This is a genomic window from Jiangella alkaliphila (assembly GCF_900105925.1).
Classification (GTDB): domain Bacteria; phylum Actinomycetota; class Actinomycetes; order Jiangellales; family Jiangellaceae; genus Jiangella; species Jiangella alkaliphila.
The window spans coordinates 3784349-3797307 of sequence record NZ_LT629791.1 but is presented as its reverse complement, the minus strand read 5'-3'; the positions used below and the strand labels follow the sequence as shown (position 1 = coordinate 3797307).

Annotated in this window: 13 protein-coding genes; 9 read left to right on the top strand and 4 right to left on the bottom strand. The window is 73.9% G+C overall.

What is annotated here, in order from left to right; all coding sequences use genetic code 11:
* Positions 1–105: 105 nt before the first annotated feature.
* Positions 106–1122 carry an ROK family protein gene (locus tag BLV05_RS17280; protein WP_231948853.1) on the bottom strand — a complete coding sequence of 339 codons (1017 nt, stop codon included), beginning with the start codon at positions 1120–1122 and terminating at the stop codon, positions 106–108.
* Positions 1123–1206: 84 nt separating this feature from the next.
* On the opposite strand from BLV05_RS17280, the gene BLV05_RS17275 reads away from it, so the two are divergent.
* From BLV05_RS17275 to BLV05_RS17250, 6 genes are all read left to right on the top strand, one after another.
* Positions 1207–2412 carry an ROK family transcriptional regulator gene (locus BLV05_RS17275; RefSeq protein WP_046772103.1) on the top strand — a complete coding sequence of 402 codons (1206 nt, stop codon included), beginning with the start codon at positions 1207–1209 and terminating at the stop codon, positions 2410–2412.
* A 264-nt stretch (positions 2413–2676) separates the two neighbouring features.
* On the top strand, positions 2677–3717 hold the full coding sequence (locus BLV05_RS17270; RefSeq protein WP_197683700.1) for a substrate-binding domain-containing protein: 1041 nt from the start codon (positions 2677–2679) through the stop codon (positions 3715–3717).
* Positions 3714–5270 carry a sugar ABC transporter ATP-binding protein gene (locus tag BLV05_RS17265; protein ID WP_197683699.1) on the top strand — a complete coding sequence of 519 codons (1557 nt, stop codon included), beginning with the start codon at positions 3714–3716 and terminating at the stop codon, positions 5268–5270. The genes BLV05_RS17270 and BLV05_RS17265 overlap by 4 nt, the downstream gene beginning before the upstream one ends.
* On the top strand, positions 5267–6229 hold the full coding sequence (locus tag BLV05_RS17260; RefSeq protein WP_197683698.1) for an ABC transporter permease: 963 nt from the start codon (positions 5267–5269) through the stop codon (positions 6227–6229). The genes BLV05_RS17265 and BLV05_RS17260 overlap by 4 nt, the downstream gene beginning before the upstream one ends.
* A complete protein-coding gene (locus BLV05_RS17255; RefSeq protein ID WP_046772104.1) occupies positions 6226–7209 on the top strand; it encodes an ABC transporter permease in 984 nt (327 codons plus the stop codon). Before BLV05_RS17260 ends, BLV05_RS17255 begins: the two co-directional genes overlap by 4 nt.
* A 13-nt stretch (positions 7210–7222) precedes the next feature.
* Positions 7223–8470, top strand: a complete 1248-nt coding sequence (locus tag BLV05_RS17250; protein ID WP_046772105.1) for a Gfo/Idh/MocA family protein — start codon at positions 7223–7225, stop codon at positions 8468–8470.
* A 138-nt stretch (positions 8471–8608) separates the two neighbouring features.
* On the opposite strand, the gene BLV05_RS17245 is transcribed toward BLV05_RS17250, so the two are convergent.
* The 3 genes from BLV05_RS17245 to BLV05_RS17235 are packed head-to-tail and all read right to left on the bottom strand — an operon-like array spanning position 8609 to position 11281.
* Positions 8609–9691 carry a bifunctional RNase H/acid phosphatase gene (locus BLV05_RS17245; protein ID WP_046772106.1) on the bottom strand — a complete coding sequence of 361 codons (1083 nt, stop codon included), beginning with the start codon at positions 9689–9691 and terminating at the stop codon, positions 8609–8611.
* Positions 9688–10407, bottom strand: a complete 720-nt coding sequence (locus tag BLV05_RS17240; protein ID WP_231948833.1) for a zinc ribbon domain-containing protein — start codon at positions 10405–10407, stop codon at positions 9688–9690. The genes BLV05_RS17245 and BLV05_RS17240 overlap by 4 nt, the downstream gene beginning before the upstream one ends.
* 13 nt (positions 10408–10420) lie before the next feature.
* On the bottom strand, positions 10421–11281 hold the full coding sequence (locus BLV05_RS17235) for a Nif3-like dinuclear metal center hexameric protein (protein WP_046772108.1): 861 nt from the start codon (positions 11279–11281) through the stop codon (positions 10421–10423).
* A 310-nt stretch (positions 11282–11591) separates the two neighbouring features.
* On the opposite strand from BLV05_RS17235, the gene BLV05_RS17230 reads away from it, so the two are divergent.
* The 3 genes from BLV05_RS17230 (at position 11592) to BLV05_RS17220 (ending at position 12935) form a co-directional block, all read left to right on the top strand.
* On the top strand, positions 11592–11819 hold the full coding sequence (locus BLV05_RS17230) for a hypothetical protein (RefSeq protein WP_046772109.1): 228 nt from the start codon (positions 11592–11594) through the stop codon (positions 11817–11819).
* Between the two features lie 289 nt (positions 11820–12108).
* Positions 12109–12663 carry a hypothetical protein gene (locus BLV05_RS17225; protein WP_083421332.1) on the top strand — a complete coding sequence of 185 codons (555 nt, stop codon included), beginning with the start codon at positions 12109–12111 and terminating at the stop codon, positions 12661–12663.
* Positions 12660–12935 carry a hypothetical protein gene (locus tag BLV05_RS17220; RefSeq protein WP_046772111.1) on the top strand — a complete coding sequence of 92 codons (276 nt, stop codon included), beginning with the start codon at positions 12660–12662 and terminating at the stop codon, positions 12933–12935. Before BLV05_RS17225 ends, BLV05_RS17220 begins: the two co-directional genes overlap by 4 nt.
* Positions 12936–12959: the final 24 nt, after the last annotated feature.

Genomic DNA, 12959 nt, shown 5'->3' with positions numbered 1-12959 from the left:
AACGCCGAGCAGATCGCTGATCTCTGTGAAGGTACCCGTGACAGATCGTCATCGGAACCCCGAATCGGAGATTTACGGCAACTTTCTCATCTTGCTGATGTGAAACTAGGCGACGGCGGCGGCCGCCAGCGCGCCGGCCAGGGCCGCACGGTTGCCGAACGTGCTGGTTCTGACCTGCAACGACTCGCCTTCGGTGACGGCGAGCCAGCGGCGGGTCGCGGTCAGCGTCTCCGGCCGGGATCCGATGCCGCCGCCGAGCACGAACGTCGCCGGGTCGACGATCGCCCGTACCGCCCGCACGGCCAGCGCCAGCAGCCGCCCGAGCTCGTCGAGCACCTGCGCGGCCGCCCGGTCGCCGTCGGCCGCGGCGGCGAACACCTCCGGCGCGGGCCGCCGCCGGCCGGCCAGCTCCAGGTAGCGACGTTCGACGCCACCGCCGCTGACCTGCTGTTCCAGCGGTCCGTGCACGAGGTTGGCCGGGTCGAACGGGTCCGATCCGAACGGCAGGTCGGCCACCTCGCCGGCCAGCCCGCGGCTGCCCGCGTACATCCGCCCGCCCAGCACCAGGCCGAGCCCGACCCCCGTCCCGACGGCGACGAACGCGAGGTCACCGCCGCCGGGCAGCCAGGCGTGCTCGCCCCACGCGGCCAGGTTCGCGTCGTTGTGCACCAGCGGGCGGGCGCCCAGCCGGACCTCGAGGTCGGCCGGCACGTCCATGCGGTCCCAGCCCGGGATGTTCGGCGCGTGGCCGACCGCGCCGGTGACCGGGTCGGGCGCGCCCGGGCAGCCGACCGCCACCCGCGGCGGCCGGCCGGCGAGGCCCGCGGCCGCCGTCAGCGACTCGACGAGACGAGCGATCTGGCTGGTCACAGCCGTGCCGCCGCGCGGATCGGTGCGCTCGACGCGGTCCAGCAGCCGCTGCCGAGACGGGTCGTAGAGCACCGCGTGCAGCTTGGTGCCACCCAGGTCGACGCCCACCACCGGCGCCGCTCCCCCGTCGCCGTCGTCCGCTCCGGACCAGCCGGACGGGGTCGGCGCGGCGTCGCTCGACGGCAGCCAGCCGGCGTCGGCGAGGGCGCGGCGCAGCGGGCCGGCCAGGCCGGTACGGTCGGTTCCGGGCATCACCACGGGCGGCGTCTCCAGTCTCGAGCGGGCTGGGGAATGGGTACAGTATCAGCCTGATAGAAAACTCCAGGGGGAGCAGCCATGTCCGGTCGGACCTCCTCGACGGCCAACGCCGAGACCGTCTCGCGGGTGAACCAGACCGCGATCCTCGACGCGCTGCGCCAGCACGGACCGCTGTCGCGGCAGGAGATCGGCGCGCGCACCGGTCTCAGCGCCGCGACGGTGAACCGGCTGGCCGGCCACCTGCTGCGCCGAGGCCTGGTCGTCACCGACGGCCACCAGCCGTCGACCGGCGGGCGGCCGTCGATCCTGCTGCGCTACAGCGGCCGCGCCAATCTCGTGTCGGTCCTGCACGTCGGCGCCACCCGCACCGAGGGCGCGCTGGTCGACTTCGACGGCGCCATCGTCCACCGGGTGCAGCGGCCCGTCGTCCCGGACGTGCTGCACGCGGCCGACCGCGCCACCATCCGGCTCGAGGAGGCGCTGTCGGTCGTCACCGAACTGGGTGCCGCCGCCGACGGGCGGGGCCAGCCCAGCCAGGCGATCGGGGTCGCCGTCCCGGGTGTCGCCGGCGCCGACGGACGGGTGACCTGGGCGCCCGCGCTGGACTGGCGCGAGGTGCCGGTCGGGTCGCTGCTGCGTGACCGCACCGGCCTGCCGGTCGTCGTCGAGAACGACGCGAACGTGCTGGCCGTCGGCGAGCACCACCGCGGCGCCGGGCGGGGCGTGCAGGACCTCGTCGCCGTCGTGCTCGGGACCGGCATCGGCACCGGCATCGTCACCGGCGGCCGCCTGCACCGCGGCTCGCGGGCGGCGGCCGGCGAGATCGGCTACATGCTGCTGGACCGCACGTCGCTGGCCCGGCTGTTCCCCGGGTTCGGCGACCTCGAGAGCCGGGTCGGCTCGGCCGGGCTCACCCGTCAGGCGCGCGAACGCGGCATCGCCGCACCCGGTGGCCGCCCGCTCACCGCCGCCGACGTGTTCGACCTGGTCAGGGACGGCAGCGTCGAGGCGCGGGCGCTGCTGGAGGAGACGCTGGACTACGTGGCCCTGGCGGTCGCCAACCTGTGCACCGTCCTCGACCCCGAGCTGGTCATCGTCGGCGGCGAGATGGGCGGCGCCGCCGACCTCATCACCCCCGGCCTGCGCGACCGCCTGGTCGGCCGCATCCCGCACGTCCCCCGGCTGGCCGCGTCCGAGCTGGGCGACGACGCCGTGATCATCGGCGCCGCCGAGCTGGCCGCCCGCCTGGTCAGCGACTCCGCCTACGTCCAAGCCACCCGCTGACCCCACGTCCACGTTGATCTTGGAGTTCTTCGGCAAGCACCGCCCGGAATGCCCGATTGATGGCAGAACACCTCCAAGATCAACTTGGGGGAGTCGGGCGGCGCGTCCGGCCGTTCGTGGTGGAAACGTGACCCAGAACGCTAGACGGACCGCAGTGGCGTACGGCAGCATGAACCCACTTATCACTCGTCATGGATGAAAAGTCGCCGGAGAAAGGGTGTGGTCCTGATGCCGAGACCGAGTCGAGGGTGGCGCGCGGGAGCCGTGGCCGGCACCGTCGTCCTGCTCCTGGCGGCCTGCTCGGACGACGACGGCGGCAACGGAGGCGGCGGCGGGGAGGGTGGCGGCGACCAGCCGTACACGATCGGCCTGTCCAACGGCTTCGTCGGCAGCGAGTGGCGCACGCAGATGGTCGAGGGCCTGGAGGCGGCGTTCGCCGAGTACGAGGAGGAGGGCGTCGTCGACGAGCTGGTCGTCGAGAGCGCCGACACCGACGTCAACGGCCAGATCCAGCAGATCCGCAACCTCATCAACCGCGGCGTCGACGCCATCATCGTCAACCCGAACTCCGAGACCGCCCTGGACGCCGTGTTCCGCGAGGCGACCGGGCAGGGCATCGAGGTGTTCGCCATCGACCAGGCGGTCACGTCCGAGGACGTCACGAACGTCGTCATCGACCAGGCCGAGTGGGCCCGCATCTCCGCGGAGTGGCTGGCCGAGCAGGTCGGCGAGGGCGGCAACGTCGTCGTGGTCAACGGCATCGCCGGGCACCCGGCCAACGAGATGCGCTGGGGCGCCGCCGAGGAGGTCTTCAACGGCGCCGGCGTCAACGTCCTCACCGTCGCCGACGGCAACTGGGACCAGGCCACCGGGCAGCAGGTCATGACGAACCTGCTGGCCACCTACCCCGAGGTCGACGGCGTCTGGACGCAGGACGGCATGGCCGAGGGCGTGTTCCGCGCCGTCGACGCGGCCGGCCGGCTGGACCAGATCACCATCAGCGGCGAGGCCCGTGTCGGCTTCATGCGGCTGTGGGGCGAGGCCCGCACCAACGGGTTCCAGAGCATCGGCGTCGTGAACCCGCCAGGCGGCGCCGTGTCCGCGCTGCACATGGCCATCAACGTGCTCGAGGGCGAGGCGTTCGCGTCCGGCAGCCTCGACGGCAACACCGTCACCATCCCGATCCCCTACACCGTCGACGAGACCACCTTCGACCAGTACTGGGGCGAGGCCAGCGCCGAGAGCGACGCGTACAGCCTGGACGGTTCGCTGACTCGCGACGAGGCCGCGGAATTCTTCGAGTGACGACGCCCCTGCTGGAGATGACCGGCGTACGCAAGCGGTACGGCGGCGTCCAGGCGCTGGACGGGGCCGGCCTCACCGCCGTGCGCGGCGAGGTGCACGCCCTGCTCGGCCCGAACGGCTCCGGCAAGAGCACGCTGGACAAGACGCTGGCCGGCACCGTCGTCCCGGACGCCGGGACGATCCGGATCGACGGTGCCGAGGCGCGCATCGGCGGCCCGCGCGACGCTCACGCGCTCGGCGTCGCCGCGGTGTACCAGCAGCTCAGCGTCGTCGGCGACCTCACGGTGACGCAGAACGTCGTGCTCGGGCTGGAGCCGGTCCGCCGGCTCGGGTTCCTCGACCAGCGGGCCGCACGCGACCGCGCCGGCGCCGCGCTGGAGCGGTTCGCCGCCGCGTTCTCCGGACGGCTGCCGCTGGACCGGCCGGCCGGCGCGCTCGGCCCCGGCGAGCGGCAGATCGTCGAGGTCGCCAAGGCGCTGGCCCGCGGTCCGCGGATCCTGGTGCTCGACGAGGCCACGGCGTCGCTGCACAAGGAGCAGGTCGAGGTGCTGTTCGACGTGGTCCGCCAGCTGCGCGCCGACGGTGTGCTGGTGGTGTTCACGTCGCACCGGCTGGACGAGGTGTTCGCGCTCTGCGACCGCGCCACCGTCCTGCGCAACGGCCGCACCGTCGGCACCGTCGAACTGGCCGCCACCGACGAGGACGAGCTGGTCCGGCTCATGGTCGGCGACGCGCCGCACCAGGCGCCGCGCCCGGACGTGGCCGCTACCGCAGCAGTGGCCACGTCCGGCCCCGCGGCCGGCGCCCCGTCCGCCACCACGCTCGAGGTGCGCGGGCTCACGACCGACCGGCTGCGCGACGTGAGCTTCACGGTCCGCTCCGGCGAGGTGCTGGGCCTGGGCGGCCTGCAGGGGCAGGGCCAGTCGGACCTGCTGCTCGCGCTGTTCGGCGGCGCGCACGTCGGCGCCGGCGAGGCGCTGCTGGACGGCCAGCCGCTGCCGCTCGGGTCGCCGGCGAAGGCGTCGCGGGCCGGCGTCGCGCTGGTGCCCGGCGACCGCGGCCGGCAGGGCATGTTCGCCGTCCGGCCGATTCAGGAGAACCTCTCGCTGGCCAGCATGCACCGCCGTGCGACGGCGCGGTTCGCGCTCCGGTCCGCCGCCGAGCGCCGCGCCGCCACGTCGATGGTGGAACGGCTGCGGATCAAGATCGGCTCGCTGGCCGACCCGGTGTCGACGCTGTCCGGCGGCAACCAGCAGAAGGTCGTCATCGGCAAGTGGCTGCTGGACCGGCCGCGGGTCGTGCTGCTCGACGACCCGACCAAGGGCGTCGACGTCGCTGCCAAGGAGGAGATCTACGCGATCATCCGCGGCCTGGCCGCCGACGGCGCCGTCGTCATCCTCAACTCCAGCGACAACCGCGAGCTGACCGAGCTCAGCGACCGCGTGCTGGTGCTGTTCGAGGGCGCCGTCGCCGAGGAGCTGAGCTCCGAGGCGATCTCGGAGAGCCGCCTGGTCTCCAGCGCGCTGCGGCTGGCCCCCGGGGAGTCGCTGTGACGGGGGTCCTCGACCGCGTGCGCGGGGTCCAGCTGTCGGGCCTGGCGACCGTCGCGATGCTGGCCGTCGCGGTCGTCGTCAACTCCGCGCTGCAGCCGAACTTCTGGGACAGCTACGCGCTGACGTCGAACTTCGCGACGTTCGTGCCGCTGGTGGCGATCGCCGTCGGGCAGACCATCGTCGTGCTCAGCGGCGGCCTCGACCTCTCGCTGGGCGCGCAGGTGACGCTGGCCAGCGTCGTCGCCGTCCAGATCGTCGACGGGTCGATGGACCGGTACCCGCTGGCCGTCGCCGCCGCGCTCGGCGTCGGGCTGGCCTGCGGCGCGCTGAACGGGCTGGTCGTGGCGCTGCTGCGGCTGCAGCCGATCGTCGCGACGTTCGCCACCAGCTTCGTGTACAGCGGGCTGGCGCTGGTCGTGCTGCCGACGCCGGGCGGGTCGGTGCCGTTCGAGGTCACGACGGCCTACCGGGACTCGGTGCTGGGCGTGCCGGTGGCGCTGCTGCTGATCGTCGCGCTGGCGCTGGTGTGGTGGGTGCTGCGGCGGCACCGCGTGCTGCGGCACGTGTACGCGGTCGGCGGTGACGCGGACGCGGCGTACGCGTCGCTGGTGCCGGTCGCGCGGACGCGGGTCTGGGCGTACGTGCTGGGCGGGCTGTTCGCGGCGCTGTCGGCACTGGCGATCCTGGCCAACACCGGGTCCGGCGACCCGTTCGTCGGCAACGAGCTGACGCTGGCGTCGGTGGCGGCCGTCGTGATCGGCGGGACGGCGCTGACGGGCGGCCGCGGCGGGGCGGGCGGGTCGGTCCTCGGTGCGATCGTCCTGGCGCTCGTCACGAACATCATCTTCTTCGCCGACGTGCCCACCGACTACCGGCAGCTGGTCAACGGCGCCGTGATCATCCTGGCGCTGGCCCTGGCCGGCATCCCCGCGCTGCAGAAGAGGAGGCCGGCGGCATGAGCACACCGGTGCTGGACCCGCCGCGGCGCGGGCTGGGGTCCTGGCGGCCAGGGCCGGTCGCGCTGGCCGGCGCGGTCGCCGTCGCCCTGGTGATCGCCGGCGAGATCGTCTCCCCCGGGTTCGCCGGGTACGGACAGCTGGTCAACCTCATGCGGGTGGCGGCGTTCCTCGGCGTCATCGCGATCGGCCAGACCATCGTGATCCTCGCCGGTGGCGGCGGCGTCGACCTGTCCGTCGGCAAGGTGGCGACGTTCTCGGCCATCATCGGGTCGCGCGTGATGGACGGCGACGACGCGAACATCGTCCCGGCCGTGGCGCTGTCGCTGCTGGTCGCGGCCTCGATCGGGCTGGTCAACGGGCTGGGCGTCACGCTGCTGCGGATCCCGCCGTTCGTCATGACGCTCGGCATGATCGGCGTCGTGCAGGGGCTGATCCTCGCCTACACCGGCGGGCAGGCCGAGGGCCGCGCGGCGCCGGCGCTGACGTCGCTGGTGAACGGCCGGGTCATCTTCGACCTGCCCGGGCTGCTGTTCCTGTGGCTGCTGCTCGGCCTGCTCGCCGTCTGGCTGCTGCGCCGCACCACGTTCGGCTGGAACCTGTTCGCCGTCGGCGCCAACCGCACCGCCGCGTCGCTGACCGGGGTGCGGGTGAACCGGACGCTCATCCTGGCCTACGTGCTGTCGGCGACGTTCGCCGGGCTGGCCGGCATTCTGCTGCTCGGGTACACCGAGTCGGTGTTCCTCGACCTCGCCGACCAGTACATGCTGCCGTCCGTCGCCGCCGTCGTCATCGGCGGGACGCTGCTGGCCGGCGGCATCGGCGGGTACGCGGGTACCGCGGTCGGCGCGATCGTGCTGACCGTCCTGCAGGGTCTGCTCACCACACTGGACATCGGCGGCGCCTGGCGCACCGTCGTCAACGGCGTCGTCCTGCTCGTCCTGCTGTCGCTCTACGGGCGGCAGCGACGCCTTCGGAGTTAGGGGTCCTTCCACGATGGAGAACAGGCAACGGCTCGGGGTCGGCATCGTCGGCGCCGGTTTCATGGCGAACTTCCACGTCACGTCGTGGACCGGCGTGCGCGACGCGGACGTCGTCGCCGTCCAGAGCCCGGGCGGCGAGAGCGCGCGGGCGCTGGCCGAGCGCTGCCGCGAGCTCGGCGTGGGCGACGCCACCGCCTACACCGACGTGCGCGAGCTGGTCCGCGACCCGCGCGTCGACGCTGTCTGGGTGACCGCGCCCAACCACGCCCGGCTCGAGGTCATCGAGGCGATCGCCGACGAGGTCGCGTCCGGGCGAGCGTCGCTCACCGGCGTCGCCGTCGAGAAGCCGCTGGGGCGCACCCTCGCCGAGGCGCGCCGCGTCCACGAGCTGGTCGAGGGCGCCGGGCTGCTGCACGCCTACCTGGAGAACCAGGTGTACGCGCCGGCCGTCACCCGCGGCCACGAGCTGCTCTGGGCGCGCGGCGCCGCGCTGTCCGGGACGCCGTACCTCGCCCGCTGCGCCGAGGAGCACAGCGGGCCGCACTCCGCCTGGTTCTGGGACGGGACGCGGCAGGGCGGCGGCGTCCTCAGCGACATGATGTGCCACTCCATCGAGGCCGGCCGCTACCTGCTCACCCCACCCGGCGTCGACGTGTCGACCTGGCTGACGCCGGTGTCCGTCAGCGCAGGGATCGCGTCGCTCAAGTGGTCGCGCAAGAAGCACGCCGCCCAGCTGGCCGAGCGCTTCGGCGGCGCCGTCGACTACACCCGCCGGCCGGCCGAGGACTACGCCCACGCCACCCTCACGTTCCGCAACGGCGACGGCGACGAGGTCGTCGTCGAGGCCACGACGTCCTGGAGCTACGTCGGCCCCGGCCTGCGGCTGACGTTCGAGCTGCTCGGGCCGGAGTACTCGATGAACGCCAGCACGCTCAGCACCGAGGCGCAGCTGTTCCTCAGCCGCGAGCTGCGCTCCCCCGAGGGCGAGGACCTCGTCGAGAAACAGGGCGCCGAGCAGGGCCTGCTGCCGATCGTCTCCGACGAGGCGCTGACCTACGGGTACACGACGGAGAACCGGGCCGTGGCCGCGGACTTCCTCGCCGGGCGGCAGCCCCGCGAGAGCCTCGCCCGCGGTGTCGAGGTCAGCGAGCTGATGATGGCCGCCTACCTGTCCGCCGAGACCGGCGAGACCGTGCGCTTCCCCGTCGACCTGGACGGCTTCGTGCCGCAGGTGGCGCAAGGCACCTGGCAGCCCCGCTGAGGGGACGACGTACGGACCGTGCTGGCCGCGGCGGGGTGGAGTGGGCGGAGGATGCTGCGCCGGCTCCGCTTCGCGGCGGTGAAGCATGCCGCATGCGCTCTTGACGCCGGCTCCGCATCCTCCGCCCCCTCCACCGGGTCAGGGGCGGTGGCCGAACGAGGGCAGCGCGGTGCTGCCGTCGGCGTAGTACTGCAGCTCGGTGACCGAGCCGGGCGACGGCAGCAGCCGGAACAGCGACTCGGGCGGCGCACCGAGGGCCAGGCGGGTCAGGGTCCGCATCGGGATGGAGTGCGTCACGACGACGACCGGCTGGCCCGGGTAGGCGGCCAGCAGGGCGTCGCGGGCGGCGGAGACGCGCGGGACGACGTCGTCGAGCGACTCGCCGCCCGGGGGCCGCAGCGCCGGCACGCCGTACCAGGCGGCCAGAGCGTCCGGATAGCGTTCGCCGATCTCCGCCAGCGTCAGGCCGTCCCACTCGCCGAAGTCGGCCTCGCGCCAGGCCTCGTCGACCGTGGGCGTCAGGCCGAGCCGCCGGCCGATGACGTCGGCGGTCTCGCGGGTGCGCACCATGGGCGAGCAGACGACGGCGACGGCGCCGCGGGTGCTCAGCAGCTCGGCCGCGCGGGCGGCCTGCTCGAGGCCGGTCTCGTCGAGGCTGGGGCCGGGCACGCCGCCGCCGCTGAACCGGCGGGCGGCCGTCATCGGCGTCTGGCCGTGCCGCACGATGTGCAGCGTGGTGGGCGGGCCGAGCTCGGGGCTCCACGCCGTCAGCTTGGTGGCCGGGGCGGCGGGGTCGGCGGGTGGCCGCGCCGGGCGGCCGTCGAGCGCCTGGTTGACCAGCCGGTCGGCATGCGCGTTCTCGGCGCGCGGCACCCAGGTGTAGCTGACCCGGCCGGTCGGGAAGACGCCGCCGGCCTCGGCGGCCAGCGACCGCAGCTCGGCGTTCTTGATCTGCCAGCGGCCGGACAGCTGCTCGACGACGAGCTTGGAGTCGAGCCGGGCCTCCACGACGGCGTCGGGGTCGATGCCGCCGGCGGCGCGCAGCCCGGCCAGCAGGCCGCGGTACTCGGCGACGTTGTTCGTCGCGACGCCGATGGTCTCGGCGACCTCGGCCAGCACCTCGCCGGTCGTAGCGTCGCGGACGAGGGCGCCGTAGGCGGCGGGTCCCGGGTTGCCGCGGGACCCGCCGTCGGCCTCGACGATCAGCCGCCGGCCGGTCACAGCCCTGACTCGGGCATGCGCACCAGGATGCGCCGGCACTCCTCGTGCCGGACCACGACGTCGGGGGCCAGCCCGCGGATGCGGCCCAGCTCGGCGGCGTCGAGCTGGATCATGCAGCCCTCGCAGCGACGCTGGCGCAGCGCCGCCGCGCCGATGCCGCCGCGGTCGGCGCGGATCTTCTCGTACAGCGCCAGCAGGTCGGCCGGGATGCCGGCGGCCAGCGTCTGACGCTCGTCGCGGCCGGCGGTGGTGTCGTGGTCGATCTGCGACCACGCGGCGTCGCGGGCGGCCTGGATCTCCTGCGCCTTCTTGCCGACGCTCTCGCGCTCGGCGGCCAGCGCGGCGGACTCGTTCTGGGCCTCTTCGAGCCGCTCCATGATCTCGATCTCGGCGTCCTCGAGCACGCCCTGGCGGCGGTTGAGCGAGGCGATCTCGCTCTGCAGGCTCTCGAGCTCCTTCGCCGACGACACCTGGCCGGCGTCGAGCCGCTTCTGGTCGCGGTCCTTGCGGGCCCGGACCTGCTCGACCTCGGTGTCGGCGCGCTTCTGCTCGCGCTCGAGGTCGGCGACGACGGTGGCGGCGACGACCTCGGCGTCGCGCAGCCGGCTGTGCTCGGCGGCGAGCGTCTCGAGCTCCGCGGCCTCGGGCAGCGTCTTGCGGCGGTGGGCCAGCTGGTCGAGGCGCTGGTCGACCGCCTGGACGTCGAGCAGCCGCACCTGGACGGCGGGGTCAGCGTTCAGCGTGAGCTCCTAGGTCGGCTCCGGATTCCCGGGCGGTTCGATGCAGTGTCCACGGATCGGTCGGAGTGGTCGAGACGCGAGTCTCCACCGTAGCGCCTGCGCCGGACAACTCGGCCGTCAGCAACGCCGCGGCATCGGCCAGCCACGGCCACTCGCTGGCCCAGTGCGCGACGTCGACCAGCGCCGGTCCGCCGGACTCCCCCGCCTCGGACGACGGGTGGTGGCGCAGGTCCGCCGTCACGTACGCGTCGACGCCCGCGGCCCGGACGGTGCCGAGCAGGGAGTCGCCCGCGCCGCCGCACACCGCCACCGTCGTGACGACGGTGTCAGGGTCGCCCATGGCGCGCACGCCGGCCGCCGTCGCCGGGAGCGCCGCGCCGACCCGCCGGACGAACGCGGCCAGCGGCTCGGGCCCCGGCAGCCGCCCGACGCGGCCCAGGCCGCGCGCAGGGTCGCCGTCGTCGGCGGGGACCAGCGGGCGGGTGTCGTGCAGGCCGAGCGCCGCCGCGAGCGCGTCGTTCACGCCCGGCGCGGCGCGGTCGGCGTTGGTGTGCGCGGTGTGCAGCGCGACGCCGCCGGTGATCAGCCGGTGCACCAGCCGCCCCTTCGGCGTCGTCGCCGGCACCCCGTGCACCGGGCGCAGGAACAGCGGGTGATGCGTGACGACGAGGTCGGCCTCCCAGGTCAGCGCCTCGTCCACGACGGCCGCGACAGGGTCGACGACGAACAGGACCCGCCGCACCTCCGCGCCGGGGTCGCCGCACACCAGCCCCACGGCGTCCCACGACTCGGCCAGCTCCGGCGGGTACAGCCGCTCGAGGGCGGCGACGACAGCAGCGAGACGAAGCACTAGCAACCCTTACGTGTCAGGCCTTGCACGACATTCTCACTCTCTCCGGGCCACTTCCGCCCTGGACCGACGACTCGTGGGAGCCTCCGGCCCCCAGTCGTCGCCGGTGTGCATGCCCTCCACCGGTCGAACCCTATCGATCACCGCGGCGCCGCCGCCGAAACGGATCGGCTCTCCGGTTGACGTCGCGGCGACACCGATGTGAATCTCGTCCCCAAGGGGGCACGGCACGCACGAGGAGGCTCGTCCCATCAGCACCCCACACCCCGCTGACGGCCACCCGTGGTGCGTCGAGCACGACCCTGCCGGCGTGTGTCTGGGCGGTCTCCACGACCTCCCGGGCGGCGGGGCGGCCTGGCTGCAGGGCGCCCGTCAGGACGGCGGCGACGGCGGCGACGGCGCCGGGGTCGTCGTGTCGCTGATCAGGTCCGACGCCCGGCGGCCGCCGCGGTTCAGCGCGGCCGAGGTGCGCGAGCTGGCCGCCGCCCTCACCGCCCTGGCCGACGAGCTGGAGCGGCCCGGTGCGTTGCCCGGGTGAGTCGAACGTCCGTTTGACATCACCCTCCCACCACCCCCTACCATTACCCCCATAGCACCCCACCCCTCCCCCAGAGGGCTGGCAACGCTATCGAGCACGAGGCGCGGCATCCGGCCGGACAGTCTCGTACCGGCCGCTCAAGGTGGGACGGCACGGCGACCCGACGCGCATCTTCATGCCGTCCCCGTCAAGGGGTCGGCTGCTGGGCGGCGCCGTCCCCATTCCCGCATGGCCACGACGGTTCCCCCGGCCCCCAGTCAGCCCGTGAGCGACTCCATTGGAGGACACCGTGGCCACCACGCCAGCCGCGGACCGTCGTGACGTCATCGTCCGGTCCGCCTTCCTCAGCGACGACGTCGGCGAGATGATCGCCTGGCACGACACCGAGGGACCCGCCATCGACATCCACCTCGAACCCACCGACGCCGGTCAGCGCATCGACGTCTCCCTCACCCCGCCCGAGGCCCGCATCCTGGCCCGGCAGCTGGCCGACATCGCCGACACCGCGCAGCGGGCCGGCTGGACCCCGGCTCTGCTCGCCGACGCCCGCGAGCGGTACCTGCCCGGCATGTCCGACGAGCAGATCATCGAACGGCTCGACGCCCTGTCCAAGCGGCTGGGCGGGTTCGTGATCGGCTTCCGCGGCAAGCTCGACTGGCGGGCAGGGCGCGCCCTGGTCGCCGAGACCGGCAACGAGCTGCTCGACCGGGCCGCCGCCGCGGTCGACACCGCCGAGCAGCACCTGTCCGGCTACCGGGAGGCGGTGGAGCAGCTCAGCAGCGTCAAGGCCGAGCTCGACCACGTCCGCACGTTCTTCGCGACCGAGAGCGAGGTCGGCCGATGACCGCCACCACCTCCAACGACGAGTGCGTCCTCAAGTGGTGCAACGAGGCCGGCGACCACGACGAGCACCGCCAGTACGTCACCTCCCTGGTCGCCTGGCGCAGCACCTGGCTCATCGGGGTCAACATCGTCCAGTCCGACGGTGAGCCCCTCCACGTCGAGCTCACCGCCACCACCCGGTGGTCACCACCGGCCACGGTGACGCTGAAACCCGACGAGGCCGAGGCGGTCGCGCAGGCCCTCCTCGAGGCCGCAACCCGCGCCGTCCGCTGAACGGCTACGGACCGCCGTCCCGTC

What these genes read in the sequence shown, in the direction of transcription:
- BLV05_RS17255 (WP_046772104.1), top strand. Translation starts at nt 6,226, where the DNA reads ATGAGCACACCGGTGCTGGACCCGCCGCGGCGCGGGCTGGGGTCCTGG.
- BLV05_RS17280 (WP_231948853.1), bottom strand. Translation starts at nt 1,122, where the DNA reads ATGCCCGGAACCGACCGTACCGGCCTGGCCGGCCCGCTGCGCCGCGCC.
- BLV05_RS17220 (WP_046772111.1), top strand. Translation starts at nt 12,660, where the DNA reads ATGACCGCCACCACCTCCAACGACGAGTGCGTCCTCAAGTGGTGCAAC.
- BLV05_RS17250 (WP_046772105.1), top strand. Translation starts at nt 7,223, where the DNA reads ATGGAGAACAGGCAACGGCTCGGGGTCGGCATCGTCGGCGCCGGTTTC.
- BLV05_RS17275 (WP_046772103.1), top strand. Translation starts at nt 1,207, where the DNA reads ATGTCCGGTCGGACCTCCTCGACGGCCAACGCCGAGACCGTCTCGCGG.